The following is a 17369-nucleotide window of genomic DNA, read 5'->3' on the forward strand; positions in this document are numbered from 1 at the left end:
AACTTTTCAAACAGAATAAAAAATTAGTTAATCAGGATAAAAATGATTATTTTTGAGAATAATTTTTTTTGTAACAATGAGTAATACTGACGATAAGAAAAAAGCACTGCAACTGGTGCTGGAAAAACTAGATAAGACCTACGGAAAAGGAACCGTGATGACACTTGGGGAAGATTCTGTCGATACTACGATAGAGGTTATTCCTTCAGGATCTTTGGGAATTGACCTCGCACTAGGCGTGGGCGGATATCCAAGAGGAAGAATCATTGAGATCTACGGACCTGAATCATCAGGTAAAACAACATTAACACTTCACGCTATTGCAGAAGCTCAGAAAGCAGGTGGGATTGCTGCTTTTATAGATGCTGAGCACGCATTCGACAGAAACTATGCAGCTAAATTGGGAATCGATTTAGAAAACCTGATCATTTCTCAGCCGGACAATGGCGAACAGGCTTTGGAAATCGCCGACAACCTGATCAGATCAGGCGCAATTGATATTGTGGTGATTGACTCTGTAGCAGCATTGACACCGAAAGCTGAGATCGAGGGCGAAATGGGTGATTCCAAAATGGGACTGCATGCAAGACTGATGTCTCAGGCGCTTAGAAAACTGACGGCTACTATCTCAAGAACCAAATGTACCGTAATTTTTATCAACCAGCTTCGGGAAAAAATAGGGGTGATGTTTGGAAACCCTGAAACTACGACAGGTGGTAACGCTCTGAAATTCTATGCCTCTGTAAGAATCGATATCAGAAAAGCAAGTGCACCCATCAAAAACGGAGACGAAGCTGTCGGAAGCCGTGTAAAGGTGAAAATTGTTAAGAATAAAGTTGCACCTCCTTTTAAACAGGCAGAATTTGATATTATGTACGGAGAAGGAGTCTCTAAAGTTGGAGAAATCCTTGATACTGCTGTAGATCTGGGTGTGGTGAAGAAAAGCGGATCCTGGTTCAGCTATGACGATACCAAACTGGGACAGGGACGTGATGCCGTGAAAGACGTACTGAAAGATAATCCGGAACTATCCGAAGATATAGAAAATAAGATCAAAGAACTGATCAAGCAAAAGTAAAATAAAAAGGCTGTGAAATATTCACAGCCTTTTTTTATTTAAAGAAATAAGTTAATCCGAGGCTTATTACCTGTTCTGATTTTTTCTTGAGCGTATTAGGATCTTTTGTCCAGTCTTCTGTCAGATCCGGGTAGGTATTAGACAAACCTAAATCATATTTAAGAGCCAGCTCCAATTGTCTTTTATAGCTGAAACCTATACCTGCACCAATCCCCAAATTAAAAGAATTAGCCTTTCCATTGAAGCCCGCATGCGCAGAATCACCTTCTTCTGTATATACTGGTCTGCTCGGATTTTTCACTTTCTGATCTATCAAAAAATTGAACCGCGGACCAATCAATCCAAAAAATTCAGATTCTGACTCAGAAAAATAAGCTTTAAAACTCAGCGGAATACTGATGTAATTATTTGCATAGACAGCATGTTCCCAACCTTTAGCATCCTCATACTTCCTATCTCCGCCCTCTCCTGCTCCAAAATAAAGCACTTCTGCCTGAAGGTAATATTGTTCTGCCGTACCAACCGGAACCTGTGCTGTAACGCCTCCTAAAACTGAAATCCTGGGTCCGGAAGGATTGTGTGCATTTCTAACCCTAGAGTAAGTTCCTCCCGCAACTACGCCAAATTCTGTCGACCGGAAGTCAATCTGGGCGTGAGAAAAAAAGGATAACAAAAACAGGGATCCCAAAAGGTTTTTTTTCATATAAGTGTGTTTAAAAAATTCTGTCCAAATTTAGACAAAAAAAATGAGAAGCTCAGGTTATTGAACTTCTCATGATATATTTGTTGTGTAATAAACTTATGCTAAAACAGCAGCAACAGTCTTTCCAATTTCTGCAGGAGAGTCTACAACATGGATACCGTTTTCTTTCATAATTGCCATTTTCGCCTGTGCAGTATCATCATCACCACCAACGATAGCTCCAGCATGCCCCATTGTTCTGCCTTTTGGTGCAGTCTGTCCGGCTATGAAACCAACAACCGGTTTTGTAGAACCACTCGCTTTATACCATCTTGCTGCTTCTGCTTCCAGAGATCCTCCGATTTCTCCGATCATTACAACAGCTTCGGTTTCCGGATCGTTGATAAACAATTCCAAAGCTTCCTTAGTTGTAGTTCCAATGATTGGATCTCCGCCAATTCCGATAGCCGTAGAAACTCCAAACCCGGCTTTTACAACTTGATCGGCAGCCTCATAAGTTAAAGTTCCGGATTTTGAAACGATACCTACTTTTCCTTTTTTGAAAACGAAACCTGGCATAATTCCGATTTTAGCTTCGTCTGAAGTAATGATACCAGGACAGTTAGGACCGATCAGCCTGCAATCTCTATCCTGAATGTAATCTTTAACTTTTACCATATCAGCAACAGGAATTCCTTCCGTGATACAAACAATAACTTTGATACCCGCTTCTGCAGCTTCCATCACAGCATCTGCAGCGAATGCAGGCGGAACGAAAATGATACTAACATTAGCACCCGCTTTTTCCACAGCTTCTGAAACTGAATTGAAAACCGGTTTACCAAGATGCTCTGTTCCTCCTTTTCCCGGTGTTACACCTCCAACAACGTTGGTTCCGTAATCGATCATCTGACCTGCGTGGAAAGTACCTTCGTTACCTGTAAATCCTTGTACGATAACTTTAGAATCTTTGTTTACTAATACTGACATTTTTTATTGTAATTTATTGTTTATTAATGTTATTTGATTTAAGGCTTTCATATTTTTTAATGATAGAAGCCATTACATTATCAATGTTATTATCTGCATTTCTCAGAGAACTCGTTTTGACCTCCTCAATAAAGCTAAACATTTCTGGTTCATCGGCAAAAAATTCTTTCAATTTGGTTTTTGGCAGTCCTGTAAAATATGCAACTCCAATACCTTTGCTTGTTTCTTTATTAAAAATAAAATCCGAAGCACTTTCCCCTCCGGCTACTGCGTTGTAAGCTCTTAACCACTGCAGAACATTTCCATTGTATAAAATCTCCATCAGGGATTTTTTATCCTGCGAATTGTTGATGAAGAAGTGTTCCTTCCCATTATAATCTGTGTAAGACAAACTCTGAACCTGGCTTGCTTCAATATTGGTTTTCTTTCCGTCTGCGCCTATTGTTTTTATTTTGGTATTAAAATTACTGCCATAAATAAGATTAGGATCAAACATATTAGTCACCACTTTTACTTTAACATTTAATGTATCATTAGCCATTGTAATGATTTTGGCATCAACAGTTTTTTGGCTGAATGAAAGTACAAATGCTACCGAAGAAATAAGGGTTAGAAGTTTTTTCATTATTTAAAAATAAAGCGTAAAAATAAGATTTTTAGTTTAATTAATTTTTATTTTTAAATTAATTAAATATGATTTACTTCAGATTTTTGAGTTTAACTTCTTTCCTGAGATAATCTCTGAATTCTTCTGCGATAGGCCCGAAATAAGTTCCTTTTTTAAGGCTTCTGTTCACCCCAACCTGTGCCAGCAAAACAGTTCCTTTTTCAATGGTTAAACCCGAAGCGATGCCTACTTGTCCCCACATTGTCACTTCATCTTCGATAATACAACAGCCTGCAATTCCCGTTTGCGAAGCAATCAGGCATTTTTTTCCAATTATTGTATCGTGGCCAATCTGGATTTGATTGTCTAAAATACTACCTTCGCCGATAATCGTAGAAGCTGTAACACCTCTGTCAATCGTACAGGAATTCCCGATTTCCACATTATTTTCGACTACAACGTTTCCTACAGAAATCAGTCTGTCGAAGTTGCCATTCAGTTTTCTGTAATAAAAAGCATCGCCTCCGATAACTGTATTTGCCTGGACAACAACATTATCGCCTATTACAGTTCTGTCACCTATAACTACATTGGGAAATATGTGACAGTTTTTTCCAATCCTCACGTCGTTTCCGATGACGGCGGAAGGATGGATAAAAGTTCCGTCACCCACTTCCAGATCATGAAGCTCTTCTCTGAAATTAGAAATCCTGGTAAAGTGAGTGTTGATTTTATTGAAATCTCTGAAAGGATCATCAGAAACCAAAAGCGCTTTTCCGGCAGGACAATCCACTTCTTTGTCAATTAAAATAATAGTAGCTGCAGAATTGAGCGCTTTGTCATAATATTTGGGATGATTAACAAAAACAATATCACCTGGCCGAACCATATGGATTTCATTGGTTCCGAGAACCGGGAAACTTTCGTCTCCTATATATTTTGCTCCGATAATCTCGGCAATTTTTTTTAAAGTCTGAGGTTGATTAAAAGTCATTTTGATAAATGATTTTAAATTTGATGTTAAAAAAGAAAAAGCTGGAAGATATAACCTCCAGCCTTTAACTGTAAAATATTCTTACTTCACTCTTTCAAGATAAGAGCCGTCTTCAGTATTCACTTTGATTCTGTCGCCTGGTTCAATGAAAAGTGGAACCATTACTCTAGCACCTGTTTCTACAATGGCATTTTTAAGAGCATTGGTCGCTGTATTACCTTTCACACCTGGGTCAGCTTCTACGACTTCAAGATAAACCGTTGGCGGAATCTCTGCAGAAAGTGGCACTTCGTCCGCTTCTTTTAAAATGATGGTTACTTCTTCACCAGCTTTCATAAACTGAGAATTTTCAATCATTTCTTTGTCAAGGTAGATTTGGGAAAAGTCATCATTGTTCATAAAGTGAAAACCATTATCATCCTCATAGAGATATTGGAATTTTCTGGTAATTACTTTTACTTCATCGATTTTATGACCTGCGGAAAACGTGTTATCCACTACTTTTCCGTTGGTTACGGATTTCAATTTTGTTCTTACGAACGCAGGACCTTTTCCTGGTTTCACGTGCAAAAATTCGATTACTTTGTAGATGTCATTACTAAATTCTATACAAAGGCCTTTTTTGATATCGTTACTTGTTGCCATTAAGTTTTATATTCTCTTTGTTATTATAATTTGTAAAAATGTTAAATCGCAAAATCGAGTTATTACTTTTAATCTTACGTTTCGAAATATTTTTTATTCTTTTGTGGATCCGTAGCCTTTTACGATTCCTCTTGGTGAGTTTTGGATGAAAGTAATAATCTCATCTCTCTCCACTGTAGGAAGCATTTCTTTTTCGATATATTCTATCGCCTGCGTAGTGTTCATTTTCATCTGGAAAATAGCTCTGTAGATTTTCTGGATTTCAAAGATTTTATCATTAGTAAATCCTCTTCTTCTAAGACCTACAGAATTGATTCCTGCATAAGAAATTGGCTCTCTTGCTACTTTCACATAAGGCGGAATATCTTTTCTGATGAGTGAACCTCCGGAAATCATCACGTGCTTACCGATTTTTCCAAACTGCTGAACTGCGGACAAGCCGCCCATCACTACAAAATCTCCGATCTCAACATGGCCGGCTATTCCGCATCCGTTAGCGATAATCACATTGTCCCCAAGAATACAGTCGTGTGCAACGTGTGAGGTTGCCATAATAAGGCAGTCATTTCCCACCTTGGTGAAGCCTAGCGCTTTAGTTCCACGGTTGATGGTTACACACTCTCTGAGTGTTGTGTTGTCCCCAATAATCGTTTGCGTATCTTCTCCGTCAAATTTCAGATCCTGAGGAATCGCAGAGATAACCGTCCCCGGAAAAATTTTACAGTTCTTCCCTATTCTTGCGCCATCCATTATCGTTACATTGGAGCCAATCCAGGTTCCTGCTCCGATTACCACATCTGAGGCGATAGTGGTGAATGGTTCTACGGTCACATTTTTACCGATTTTTGCGCGAGGATCTACTGCTGTAAGCTGGTGAATCATAAATTACATTTTATTTTTTGCAACCTGAGCCATCAACTCACCCTCTACAACTACGCTGTCACCAACATATCCGTAGCCTTGCATATGAACAATTCCCCTTCTGATAGGTTCCATCAATTCGATCTTGAAGATCACCTGATCACCGGGAACTACTTTTTTCTTGAATTTTACATTATCCATCTTTACAAAGTAAGTGGAATAATTTTCAGGGTCCGGAACATTGGCCAAAACCAAAATTCCGCCTACCTGTGCCATAGCTTCTACCTGAAGCACCCCTGGCATTACCGGTTCTTTTGGAAAGTGTCCTACGAAAAACGGCTCATTCATCGTCACATTTTTCAGTCCGACAACATGTGTATCGGATAATTCCAGAATCTTGTCTACCAGAAGGAACGGTGGTCTGTGTGGCAAAAGTTTCATAATTCCGTTGATATCGAATACAGGCTCAGCCTTTAGGTCGAAATCCGGAACGTTTTTTCTTTTCTGCAATTTGTATTGTCTGTTTAGTTTTTTTGCAAACTGAGTGTTCACAAAATGTCCTGGTTTATTGGCAATTACCCTCCCTTTGATTCTTACACCGACAAGTGCCAAATCTCCTATTACATCTAGTAATTTATGTCTTGCTGCTTCGTTTGGAAAGTTAAGATTAAGATTATCTAAGATACCGTTTGGACGGATGGAAACTTCATCTTTACCGAAAGCAACCTTCAGCTTTTCAGTAGTTTCCGGCGTAAGTTCCTTATCAACATAAACAATGGCATTGCTGATGTCGCCTCCTTTTATCAGGTTGGCGTCCAATAGTTGCTCCAGTTCGTGCAGAAAGCTGAAAGTTCTGGCAGGCGCAATCTCATCCCTGAATTCGGAAAGATTTTTCATACTGGCATTCTGAGTTCCCAAAACTTTGGTCCCAAAATCAACCATTGTTGTGATCTCATAATCATCAGCAGGAATAACCGTAAGCTCAGAACCTGTAGACGGATCTATATAATTCATCACTTCCTTGATCACAAGATATTCTCTTGGCAAATCCTGTTCAGTAATGCCTACTTTTTCAATAGCCTCTACAAAAAATTTGGAAGAACCATCTAAAATTGGTGGTTCCGCACTGTTCATTTCCAGAATTGCATTATCAATATCCATCCCAACAAGAGCTGCCAGAAGATGTTCGCAAGTATGGATCTTAACGCCCAGTTTCTCAAGAGTAGTTCCTCTTTCTGTGGTTGTTACGTAGTTTACATCCGCTTCAACCTGCGGACGTCCTTCCAGGTCAGTTCTTACGAACACAAATCCAGTGTTTTCCTTTGCCGGTTTGATGGTCAGATTAACTTCTCTTCCTGTGTGAAGACCTATTCCAGAAAGCTGGATGTCTTCTTTGATGGTTTTTTGTTTATCACTCATTGTATTAGTTTTGAGGTGGGAAGAATGACTTCTTTCTCCTGAGACCTTTACTCTGATTTTTTATTTTCTAAATCGTTTATTCTTTTGACTATCTCCGTAAAGTTGCGGAAATGAACATAGTTTCTTCTATAGTCACTATAATTAATTGCGGGCGATCCATAAAGCACTTCTCCGTCTTTTGCAGATGAGTTCACACCACTCTGAGCCTGTATCTTGACCTGACTTCCTATCTTGATATGCCCGACAATCCCAACCTGTCCGCCAATCTGGTTCCAGTCACCGATAACCGTGGAACCGGCAATGCCCGCCTGTGCAGCAATCACATTATTCTGCCCGATTTTTACATTATGTGCGATCTGAATCAGGTTGTCTATCTTGGTTCCTTTTCCGATAATCGTTGAACCAATGGTTGCACGGTCGATACTGCAGTTGGAACCAATTTCCACATCATCTTCGATAATTACATTGCCAAGTTGAGGGATTTTTTTAAACCCTTCAGCAGTCGGCTGAAATCCGAATCCGTCACCACCAACAACCGTGTTGGAATGAATGACACAATTATCGCCAACAATACAATGATCATATATCCTCGCACCGCTGTCTATTTTACAGTTCTTACCTATTTTTACACCTTTTCCTATATAAACATGAGGGAAAATCTGAGTATTATCACCAATTCTGGCTTTTTCCGAAACATATGTGAACGCGCCGATGTAAACACCTTCACCAACCTTTGCTGTTTCGTGGAAGAAAGAACCTTCTTCGATACCAGTTTTTCTGCCTTGCATCTCCTGATAGAGATTCATCAAAATCTGAAAAGAAAGGTAAGCATCCTCTACAGCAATAATGACCGGTTTATAAGTTTTGTCCTGCAGAAGACTCTCAGAAACGATAAGAACGGCACAATCCGTGCTATCGATGTAATGAGCAAAACGACTCTGCCCCACAAACGATAAATGACTGTTCTGACCATTTTCTATAGGAGAAACACCAGTAATGACCGTATTCCCGTCACCAATGATTCTTCCGTTTATCAATCCTGCAATCTGTTCTGCACTAAATTCCATAGTTTGCAAAGATAAATATTTTATTAATTATCTTTTAATTTTTTATAACGAATCAGCATTACTTTTACTTTAAATCCCAAACTTCTCTCGGACAATAAAAAATATATTTCTGAGTCGCATTTTCCATACATCCGAACAAAATCTGATTTTCAGATTCTTCCAGCTTAAATTTATTCCCCGTTTTATCCATCAAATAAATAGGTTGTTTTTCCGTATCGTAAGGCAAAAGCGTTCGTGAAATTTGCCCTACCAATTCTTCTCCGCTATTGATATGAAAGTATTGGTTGACTTTTTCTATATTTTGTTTCAAAAATTCTTCACAAAATGGTTTTGACGAAATAATACTTTTCGGAAAATCTCTATAAATCACAATCCTGCAAAGCCTGGCAAGGATAAAATCCGGATTCTCCGTCCATTCTTTAATAGCCTGAAAAACATCCATATCATCCAGCAGCGTGAATCTTCTGACATCTTCTTCTGTAGCTTCATCAAATTTATTTTTTACTAAAAAATATTTCAGGTTGGAAGGCGCATCCAATTCCAGATTTTGCGAAACAAGATATTTTGCCCTGTTTAAAATCTGAACCAAAACGTGTTCTGCCAAGGCCGCAGTTTTATGATAATAAACCTGCCAGTACATAAACATTCTGGCGGTCAGATAATTTTCAATCGAATAAATTCCTTTAGCATCAATCACTAATTTTTCTTCGCTGACGTTCATCATCGAGATGATCCTTTCCACATTCACATCGCCTTCGGAAACTCCTGTATAAAAACTGTCACGCTTCAGATAATCCATCCTGTCAACATCTAACTGAGATGAAATCAGCTGATTGAAAAACATTCTATGATACTGACCTTTGAACATTTCGATGGCTAAATCTAATTTACCACCGAATTCTTCATTAAGGCGATTCATCAGTAAAATTGATATCTTTTCGTGATGCCAGTCGTCCATCAGCCTGTTTTCCAAGGCGTGCGAAAACGGACCGTGACCGATGTCGTGAAGTAAAATCGCCAACATCGCCGCTTCTTCTTCCTCTTTTGAAATCTTGATCCCTTTCAGTTTCAGAGTTTCCAAAGCTTTGAACATCAGATTCATTGCACCAAGAGCGTGATGAAATCTCGTGTGTTTTGCACCGGGAAAAATGAGAGAAAGCAGTCCGGTCTGGGAAATTCTCCTTAATCTTTGGAAATAAGGATGTTCGATGACATCGAATAAAATCTCGTGAGGAATTTTGATAAATCCGTGAACAGGATCATTGATTATTTTCAGTTTGTTTTGCACAATTGATAGTGATGATTGATACAAAAATAGGGAATTTTTGGTGGTTTTATGTAATAAATAATACGTTAGAAATTATACTTAAGATTGACTTGTATATTTGATTAAGTAGTTATTGAAGTTTAAATATTGTTTCTGGATACGAACTTATTTCTTGAAAACCAAATAATAATTCACTAAATAATCTTGCGTTATCGATGCACAAGAATTTATATGGAACAATAACGAAGCTTTTAGTTCTGAAATAGTAAAAACCTGCGTATTACAAAAGTCACTATTTATAAATAAATCACACCAGAATCCGCAAACTCTTCGGCAAAACTTTAATAAGAATCGGCGATTTGATTTTCTTGAATTCGCCATCGATGTGCCAGGTTTTTGTATTGACTTTGAATTCAATCTCTGAAACCGGAAGATATGTGACATACTCGTCATTTTTCAGACGTTTCGTAAACATCCGGAAGGCAAAAAAAGCAGAATATCTCAAAGGGAATTTCTTCACTAAAACCAAATCCACAAGACCGTCACTTTTGCTCGCCATCGGCGCAATGTAAGCGTTGTTTCCGAACTGGCGAGTGTTGGCGATATTCAGCATCAGATATTTCCCGTTGTACTGTTTGTAATTTTCTTCTAAGAATTTGATTTTTATAGGCTTATAATTAAAAAAAGTCTTGATAGAAACTTTGATATAATTCTTGAAGCCGCGATTGGTCTTTTCAAATTCTTTCACCACTTTTCCGTCGAAACCCGTTCCGGAAACATTGATGGAAAAATTATCATTAACCATAAAAGTATCGATACTGCGGAATTTTTTCTGATCCAATTTTCCTAGAAGAAGCGAAATATTCTTATTGAAATTTGTCTCATTAGAAAATCCATTTCCAGAACCAGCTGGAAAAACAGCGAGAATTTTTTCTGTATTTATAAGCTTTTGAGCCACAACAGAAATGGTTCCGTCACCACCAACCGCTACAAAAATATCGACATCATTCCAATGACTTTCAATGAAAAGATCTGTATCTTCCAGAGATCTGGAAACGATATAAAGCGGATTTTCAATCTTTTTGGAAAGACTTTCCAGAAAAGGCTGATAGTTTTTCTTTGCAGAATAAGGATTGATGATGAAAGCAAACTTCATGTTCCAAAAATAAAAATACTCTGATGATTTCAGAGTATTTTAAAAAAAATATTCAATTTTTTATTAAATTCTTTTGTGGTCCGCTTTCCAGTTTTTGATATTCTTTTTGATTTGAGTTGATGACCAGTCATTTTGTGCCGTTTCGTGCATCAATTCCATCAAATCTTCATCTTCCGCAAATCTCAATGCGAAGATCTGGGAATCGGAAAAATGATACGTTGAATTCTCTAACCGATTGCCTGTTAATGTAAAATACCTGAATTTAAATTCATTAATAATCAATCTGTCCTGAAGTCCTAAAGCATAATGTTGACGAAGCATAAATGATAAGAGAATTACAGAAATAACAATTAACGAAATGGCCAGCCAAATCAAGCTAAGGTTTCTGTAACCGACTGCATTATCCCAAAATTCAAACAGAGATAAAGCCAATAAAATCAGCATTATCGGGTAAAACATAAAATGATGAAGCGGATAATACTTTCTGTGATTTTTATAATTTTGAGTACTCATTTATTTGATATTATATCTTTGGATGAACTCTGGTTTCAATTGGTCTTTGATATCTTTGAAATTTAAAGTGAAGTAAACAACACCAGCTGCATAAGCTGTGATTTCGTATTGATTGTATACAAATGTAATTTTCTGATTATCAAAGTAAAAATTATTATTCAGTGCAATTTTATCCACAATCATCATATCTTTCTGATCTTTCTTCACGAAATTATTCTTCAGGATTTTATCCCAGTTGGCATCCTTCGGATTTTTGAAAATATCATTCTGAGAAATCACTTTATTATTTTTCAGATCAAAGGTTTTATAATTTTCAAAATAATAACCATGTGCGCCGCCTGTGTAACCGCTTCCGGAATATTTCAGGGTGAGAATGTCGCCTGTATGCGAAACAACCTTCATATCAAACACCTCATCCCAAGTTTGTTTGGACTCCGGCGACCATTCCTTCGAGCTGTTTTTGGTATCATCGAAACTCTTCCTCATATCTTTTTCAAGCTCAGACTTCAACGTATTTGCGTCGTAAGAATTGGCTTTGATATTGGTTTTACTGTAGATACTGTCTAGTAAAGTTTTATTCTGAACGGACGGAAAAATAAGCAGTTGTTTATTGAAGGAAGCCGTAAGATTTTTATTAATTACAAGAGAATCCTGAACACGGATGGAATCGATAACGAATTCTTTCTTCACATCCAGGCTGTCGGATTTATTAACATTGATGTTGATTTCCTTATTTTCAGTTTTGGAGCAGGAAGCCAGGAAAAATCCGGCTGACAGAATAGCGAATAGTTTTTTCATAAAATATATTTTAAAATGGTAAAACAATACGATAACAAAAAACCTTCCAAAATAGGAAGGTTTGATTTATGAAATTTGATTATGCATCAATTCTTGCGTATACCGCATTTTTCTCGATGAATTCTCTTCTTGGTGGGACTTCATCCCCCATCAGCATTGAGAAGGTTGAATCAGCCTCAACCGCATTGTCAATCGTTACCTGTTTAAGGATTCTGTGTTCAGGGTTAAGTGTTGTTTCCCAAAGCTGCTCAGGATTCATCTCCCCAAGACCTTTATAACGCTGCACTTCTACTCCTTTTCCGTCCGGAGACATCTCAAGAGTAAACTCTTCACGTTCTTTCTCATTATAAGCGTAGATCTTTTTATTACCTTTCTTAAGTAAATATAAAGGCGGCTGAGCGATATAAATATACCCATTCTCGATAAGCTCTTTCATATATCTGAAGAAGAACGTCAGAATCAAAGTCGAAATGTGAGAACCATCAATATCCGCATCGGTCATAATGACGATTTTGTGATATCTCAGTTTTGCCATATTTAGCGCTTTGGAATCTTCTTCCGTTCCTACAGAAACACCAAGCGCCGTATAGATATTCTTGATTTCTTCATTATCATAAACCTTGTGAACCATCGATTTCTCGACATTCAAAATCTTACCTCTCAAAGGCAAAATCGCCTGAAAATGACGGTCACGACCTTGTTTAGCCGTTCCACCTGCAGAATCTCCCTCTACAAGGAATAGCTCAGATTCAGCTGGGTCTTTAGAAGAGCAATCAGACAATTTCCCCGGTAATCCGGAGCCGCCCATCGGCGATTTTCTCTGTACCATTTCTCTGGCTTTCTTCGCAGCTTGTCTTGCTTTCGCAGCTAAAACTACTTTCTGAACAATGATCTTGGCCTCAGCCGGATTTTCCTCCAGGAAGTTGGTCAGCATTTCGCCAACGATTTTATCAACCGCTCCCGACACTTCTGAATTCCCTAACTTGGTTTTAGTCTGTCCTTCGAATTGTGGTTCCATTACTTTTACAGAGATCACGGCCGTCAAACCTTCACGGAAATCGTCTCCTGTGACTTCAACTTTTTCTTTTGCAGGAAGTCCCAATTCGTCGGCATATTTCTTCAAAGTTCTAGTTAAAGCTCTTCTGAAACCCGCCAGGTGCGTTCCACCTTCATGCGTATTGATATTATTGACATAGGAATGAAGATTCTCATTGAAAGATGTATTGTAACGCATTGCCACTTCCACCGGAATATCATCACGTTCACCTTCCATGAAGATAACATTCTCCATGATCGATTCACGGTTACCGTCGATATATGCAACAAATTCCTTCAAACCACCTTCCGAATGAAAAACTTCTGTCCGGAAAGTGCCGTCTTCCAGTTTTTCTCTTTCGTCGGTCAACGTAATTGTAATTCCTTTGTTGAGATAAGACAGTTCTCTGAGGCGGTTTGCCAATGTATCGTAGTTATACACCAATTCTGTAAAAATAGAATCATCGGGCTGGAAAAACTGCTTTGTTCCTCTTTTATCACTGTGTCCGATTTCTTCAACCTGAGTTTGTGCTTTTCCTCTGGAATAAACCTGCTGATAAACATTTCCATCTCTGTAAACGGTTGTGATCATCTCGTTGGAAAGTGCGTTAACGCAGGAAACACCAACACCGTGAAGACCTCCGGAAACTTTATAGGAATCTTTATCAAACTTACCTCCGGCTCCGATTTTGGTCATTACAACCTCCAAAGCAGACTTCTGTTCTTTCTCATGAAAATCGACAGGAATACCACGGCCATTGTCCATCACTTCGACTGCATTCCCTTCTTTTATTGCAACAGTAATCGTATCACAATATCCGGCCAAAGCTTCGTCAATAGAGTTATCCACGACTTCATAAACCAAATGGTGGAGACCACGGACTCCCACATCACCAATGTACATCGAAGGACGCATACGAACGTGCTCCATTCCTTCCAATGCCTGAATACTACTTGCTGTATATTGTTTTTGACTCATATTGTAAAAGATTCAAGATATAAAATTCAAGTTTTCAAATAGTTAGACTTGAAAAACATCTTTGTTTTTTGAATATTATTTTTATTAAAATGCTTACAAATATGGTGATTTTTTTCGAGATATGAAAGGTTTAAAATGACTGAGTTTTCAACAGGAATGCAAACAAAAAAGTGAACTGTAAAAAGTTCACTTCAAATTATTTTTTAATCGTTTTGATGGGATTTTTCAAATTTCTTTTTATATCAAAATCATTATACAGATAATCTACCGATACGGAAATATTTTCTTTTGTTAAAATCAAAGTAATGTCTTTCAGGTTTTTCTGAGGTACCGAAAGTTCTGAAACTTTGTTTTTCCCCAACAAGACATCATCAAATCTACTTACAAATCTGAAATCGCTGGATAAAGTCCCGGAATAAGGAATGATTTTAATATAAAATGTGTATTTATTTTTAATAATGTCATATTCCAATTGGTGCTGAACTTCTCTCACCTTAAAATTTACATTGCTCTTATCATTCATTTTTGTTTTGTAAAACAGGTTATTTGGTAAAAACAAAGAAACATTCTGATCAGTAAACTCATAGCTGCCTTTTGGCATAAAATAGTTATTAACAATACCATCCAGCGAACTACCATTCAAGCCTTTATAATAATTGGCAATATTATCATAAACCGTTTTGATGTCTGCTTCATTATTTGGATCAATATAGGTATAAAATGCCAGAACATTGGCATCATCCGATTTAAAATGTTTATTCATCGCTGACAAAAGATCTTTGAGAGTTTTGGAACCATCATCAGCAAAACTTGCCGGAAAATCTGATTTGTACATGGCATTAACATCCAGAATAAACTGCTTCGTATTAGAAACATTATCCGTTTTCGGCTTTGGATAGATATTTATAAAATGTGCTAAGGATTGCTCTTTGGTAATATTCAAAAACCGTCTGATATTGAGAAAAAAATCTAATTTTTTTGACGGACCAAAGTCTCCCAATTCAAATCCAAATCTTCTTGCTTTCCATGTGTCAGTCGCTAATACATTGGTAACAGCATAATCCGATTTTGGGTCTTTTGATACTTTAAAAACAAAACCGGTATCCACAAGATCCAGACTCATCTCGTTCTTTGTAACCAATCCCAACGAATTGAATGAACTATCATCACCGCCCGAATGCTGCAAATCCTTCATGAAAAAATTTTCAACATTCTTCTGTCCCCATTCTATAAAATAATTAAAATCTTCTTTTGGCAAAGCTTTATAAGAACCTTTTTCCATAAAAATACTTCGCAAACCGGGGAAATATCTTTGAGCAGAAAGTAATATATTAGAAAATAAAGAAATTATTAATAGAATTCTTTTCATGATTATTTTTTTCTAAAATTAAAGAAAAAAAAGCGAACTATGAAGCCCGCTTTGATTTATATTTAAATGTTATTTAAACCAGTTTCACCCACAAAACCTCATCAATTTTCTCCACTTTCACCAAATTATTTTTAGTTAGAGTTTTGGATGCCTTATCCCATTTTTTACCGGAAAGCTGGGAACGGGTTTTTACCTCGTTCAGTTCCATTGCTTCTTCTTGAGAATTGAGAATTTCAAGAATCACTTTTTCATCTTCACCTAATTCAACGGTTGGCGCTTTTTTCTCAGGTCTCATTTGAGGAAAGAAAAGCACTTCCTGAATGGATGGATTGTTAGTTAAAAACATAATTAACCTATCCATCCCGATTCCTAAACCGGAAGTTGGCGGCATTCCGTATTCCAAAGCTCTAAGGAAATCTTCGTCAATGAATCCAGTTGCTTCATCATCCCCTTTTTCGGACAATAATAACTGATGCTCAAAACGTTGTCTTTGGTCAATCGGGTCATTCAGTTCCGAATAAGCATTCGCAATTTCTTTCCCACAAACCATCAATTCGAAACGCTCTGTCAAACCTTCCTGAGTTCTGTGTTTTTTAGTTAGCGGCGACATCTCAACAGGATAATCTGTGATGAAAGTCGGCTGAATGAAATTACCTTCGCATTTCTCTCCGAAAATCTCATCAATCAATTTTCCTTTACCCATTGTTTCATCCACTTCAATTCCGATAGACTTTGCAAAGTCGAATAATTCCTGCTCTGATTTTCCGGTGATGTCGAAACCTGTATATTTAAGAATCGCTTCTGTCATAGAAACTCTTGGATACGGTGCTTTCCAGCTGATTGTGTGTTCTCCGAAAGTTGATTCAGCAGAACCGTTAACCGAAGTCGCACAGAATTCCAGCAATTTTTCTGTGAAGTCCATCATCCAGTTATAATCTTTGTAAGCTACATAGATTTCCATCGCCGTAAATTCCGGATTATGCGTTCTGTCCATTCCTTCATTTCTGAAGTTTTTCGAGAATTCATAAACACCGTCAAATCCGCCAACAATTAATCTTTTCAGATACAATTCATTCGCAATTCTCATATACAAAGGAATATCCAAAGCGTTGTGATGTGTGATGAAAGGCCTGGCCGCTGCACCACCAGGAATGGCCTGCAAAATTGGTGTTTCAACTTCAAAATAACCGGCATCGTTAAAGAACGTTCTCATTGCATTGAACAATTTTGTTCTTTTAACGAAGATTTCCTTCACATGAGGATTCACTACCAAATCTGCGTAACGCTGTCTGTAACGCAATTCCGCATCTGTGAAACCGTCATAAACATTCCCTTCCGCATCTACTTTTGGAAGCGGAAGCGGACGAAGAGATTTTGTCAGCAAAGTGAAATTTTTCACCATTACCGTCATCTCTCCAACCTGAGTTTTGAACAATTCTCCTTCGATTCCGATGATATCACCGATGTCTAAAAGATGCTTGTAAACCTCGTTGTATAAAGTTTTGTCTTCACCAGTACAAATCTCGTCACGGTTAAAATAAACCTGAATTCTGCCTTCAGAATCCTGCAATTCTGCAAAACTCGCCTTCCCCTGAATTCTTCTGGACATCAAACGTCCGGCAATCACAACCTTCTTACCTTCTTCGAAATCCTGTTTTATAGATTTTGTGGAATCGGTGATTTTGTATTCAGCGGCTGGGAATGCATCGATTCCCAAGTCGGTCAGTTTCTGCAATTTTTCGCGACGGATAATTTCCTGTTCTGATAATGACATTTTAATTCAATTTTTTCGAACTGCAAAAATAGTGATTTTTAAATGGTTGAGGAAGTTAATTTTTGATTAACCACAAAAGGCACAAAAGAAGATTTTCTGGATGGATTTAAATGCAAAGAGTGCAAAGTTTTTTTT

General features: G+C 37.7%; 16 protein-coding genes. 1 reads left to right on the forward strand and 15 read right to left on the reverse strand.

The features are described 5' to 3' along the window. Window positions 1-76: 76 nt before the first annotated feature. Window positions 77-1078 (forward strand): recombinase RecA, encoded by a 1002-nt coding sequence (gene recA, locus BUA97_RS03840; RefSeq protein ID WP_072996526.1) that lies wholly within the window; start codon window positions 77-79, stop codon window positions 1076-1078. 34 nt (window positions 1079-1112) lie between these two features. Here recA and BUA97_RS03845 read toward each other — a convergent pair whose 3' ends face one another. The 15 genes from BUA97_RS03845 to lysS form a co-directional block, all read right to left on the reverse strand. Beyond that, window positions 1113-1781: a porin family protein gene (locus BUA97_RS03845; protein ID WP_072996527.1), complete on the reverse strand. Its 669-nt coding sequence runs from the start codon at window positions 1779-1781 to the stop codon at window positions 1113-1115. 96 nt (window positions 1782-1877) lie between these two features. Beyond that, window positions 1878-2750, reverse strand: coding sequence for a succinate--CoA ligase subunit alpha (gene sucD / locus BUA97_RS03850; RefSeq protein ID WP_072996528.1), 873 nt, complete (start codon window positions 2748-2750; stop codon window positions 1878-1880). Window positions 2751-2763: 13 nt separating this feature from the next. Beyond that, entirely contained in the window at window positions 2764-3375 is a 612-nt protein-coding gene (locus BUA97_RS03855) for a hypothetical protein (protein WP_072996529.1), read from the reverse strand. 73 nt (window positions 3376-3448) lie between these two features. Then, a complete protein-coding gene (locus BUA97_RS03860) occupies window positions 3449-4351 on the reverse strand; it encodes an LpxD N-terminal domain-containing protein (protein ID WP_072996530.1) in 903 nt (300 codons plus the stop codon). Between the two features lie 81 nt (window positions 4352-4432). Continuing rightward, entirely contained in the window at window positions 4433-4996 is a 564-nt protein-coding gene (gene efp, locus BUA97_RS03865; protein ID WP_072996531.1) for an elongation factor P, read from the reverse strand. Window positions 4997-5089: 93 nt separating this feature from the next. Further along, the gene (lpxA, locus tag BUA97_RS03870) at window positions 5090-5878 is read right to left on the reverse strand and encodes an acyl-ACP--UDP-N-acetylglucosamine O-acyltransferase (protein ID WP_072996532.1); all 789 of its coding nucleotides are present in this window, start codon (window positions 5876-5878) and stop codon (window positions 5090-5092) included. 3 nt (window positions 5879-5881) lie between these two features. Beyond that, the gene (locus tag BUA97_RS03875) at window positions 5882-7276 is read right to left on the reverse strand and encodes a bifunctional UDP-3-O-[3-hydroxymyristoyl] N-acetylglucosamine deacetylase/3-hydroxyacyl-ACP dehydratase (RefSeq protein WP_072996533.1); all 1395 of its coding nucleotides are present in this window, start codon (window positions 7274-7276) and stop codon (window positions 5882-5884) included. A 47-nt stretch (window positions 7277-7323) separates the two neighbouring features. Continuing rightward, on the reverse strand, window positions 7324-8343 hold the full coding sequence (gene lpxD / locus BUA97_RS03880) for a UDP-3-O-(3-hydroxymyristoyl)glucosamine N-acyltransferase (protein ID WP_072996534.1): 1020 nt from the start codon (window positions 8341-8343) through the stop codon (window positions 7324-7326). Window positions 8344-8407: 64 nt separating this feature from the next. Continuing rightward, window positions 8408-9631, reverse strand: coding sequence for an HD domain-containing protein (locus BUA97_RS03885; RefSeq protein ID WP_072996535.1), 1224 nt, complete (start codon window positions 9629-9631; stop codon window positions 8408-8410). 286 nt (window positions 9632-9917) lie between these two features. Further along, entirely contained in the window at window positions 9918-10766 is an 849-nt protein-coding gene (locus BUA97_RS03890; RefSeq protein WP_072996536.1) for a diacylglycerol/lipid kinase family protein, read from the reverse strand. A gap of 63 nt (window positions 10767-10829) precedes the next feature. Beyond that, the gene (locus BUA97_RS03895; protein WP_072996537.1) at window positions 10830-11279 is read right to left on the reverse strand and encodes a DUF6526 family protein; all 450 of its coding nucleotides are present in this window, start codon (window positions 11277-11279) and stop codon (window positions 10830-10832) included. Then, window positions 11280-12077, reverse strand: a complete 798-nt coding sequence (locus BUA97_RS03900; RefSeq protein ID WP_072996538.1) for an RsiV family protein — start codon at window positions 12075-12077, stop codon at window positions 11280-11282. Between the two features lie 79 nt (window positions 12078-12156). Beyond that, window positions 12157-14091 (reverse strand): DNA topoisomerase (ATP-hydrolyzing) subunit B, encoded by a 1935-nt coding sequence (gyrB, locus tag BUA97_RS03905; protein WP_072996539.1) that lies wholly within the window; start codon window positions 14089-14091, stop codon window positions 12157-12159. Between the two features lie 196 nt (window positions 14092-14287). After that, the gene (locus BUA97_RS03910) at window positions 14288-15460 is read right to left on the reverse strand and encodes a hypothetical protein (RefSeq protein WP_139258219.1); all 1173 of its coding nucleotides are present in this window, start codon (window positions 15458-15460) and stop codon (window positions 14288-14290) included. A 73-nt stretch (window positions 15461-15533) separates the two neighbouring features. Continuing rightward, the gene (gene lysS, locus BUA97_RS03915) at window positions 15534-17234 is read right to left on the reverse strand and encodes a lysine--tRNA ligase (protein ID WP_072996541.1); all 1701 of its coding nucleotides are present in this window, start codon (window positions 17232-17234) and stop codon (window positions 15534-15536) included. Window positions 17235-17369 lie beyond the last annotated feature (135 nt).

The organism is Epilithonimonas mollis (genome assembly GCF_900142325.1).
Taxonomy (GTDB): domain Bacteria; phylum Bacteroidota; class Bacteroidia; order Flavobacteriales; family Weeksellaceae; genus Epilithonimonas; species Epilithonimonas mollis.

What these genes read in the sequence shown, in the direction of transcription:
- sucD (WP_072996528.1), bottom strand. Translation starts at nt 2,750, where the DNA reads ATGTCAGTATTAGTAAACAAAGATTCTAAAGTTATCGTACAAGGATTT.
- BUA97_RS03855 (WP_072996529.1), bottom strand. Translation starts at nt 3,375, where the DNA reads ATGAAAAAACTTCTAACCCTTATTTCTTCGGTAGCATTTGTACTTTCA.
- gyrB (WP_072996539.1), bottom strand. Translation starts at nt 14,091, where the DNA reads ATGAGTCAAAAACAATATACAGCAAGTAGTATTCAGGCATTGGAAGGA.
- efp (WP_072996531.1), bottom strand. Translation starts at nt 4,996, where the DNA reads ATGGCAACAAGTAACGATATCAAAAAAGGCCTTTGTATAGAATTTAGT.
- lpxD (WP_072996534.1), bottom strand. Translation starts at nt 8,343, where the DNA reads ATGGAATTTAGTGCAGAACAGATTGCAGGATTGATAAACGGAAGAATC.
- BUA97_RS03860 (WP_072996530.1), bottom strand. Translation starts at nt 4,351, where the DNA reads ATGACTTTTAATCAACCTCAGACTTTAAAAAAAATTGCCGAGATTATC.
- BUA97_RS03910 (WP_139258219.1), bottom strand. Translation starts at nt 15,460, where the DNA reads ATGAAAAGAATTCTATTAATAATTTCTTTATTTTCTAATATATTACTT.
- BUA97_RS03890 (WP_072996536.1), bottom strand. Translation starts at nt 10,766, where the DNA reads ATGAAGTTTGCTTTCATCATCAATCCTTATTCTGCAAAGAAAAACTAT.
- BUA97_RS03875 (WP_072996533.1), bottom strand. Translation starts at nt 7,276, where the DNA reads ATGAGTGATAAACAAAAAACCATCAAAGAAGACATCCAGCTTTCTGGA.
- lpxA (WP_072996532.1), bottom strand. Translation starts at nt 5,878, where the DNA reads ATGATTCACCAGCTTACAGCAGTAGATCCTCGCGCAAAAATCGGTAAA.
- recA (WP_072996526.1), top strand. Translation starts at nt 77, where the DNA reads ATGAGTAATACTGACGATAAGAAAAAAGCACTGCAACTGGTGCTGGAA.
- lysS (WP_072996541.1), bottom strand. Translation starts at nt 17,234, where the DNA reads ATGTCATTATCAGAACAGGAAATTATCCGTCGCGAAAAATTGCAGAAA.
- BUA97_RS03845 (WP_072996527.1), bottom strand. Translation starts at nt 1,781, where the DNA reads ATGAAAAAAAACCTTTTGGGATCCCTGTTTTTGTTATCCTTTTTTTCT.
- BUA97_RS03895 (WP_072996537.1), bottom strand. Translation starts at nt 11,279, where the DNA reads ATGAGTACTCAAAATTATAAAAATCACAGAAAGTATTATCCGCTTCAT.
- BUA97_RS03900 (WP_072996538.1), bottom strand. Translation starts at nt 12,077, where the DNA reads ATGAAAAAACTATTCGCTATTCTGTCAGCCGGATTTTTCCTGGCTTCC.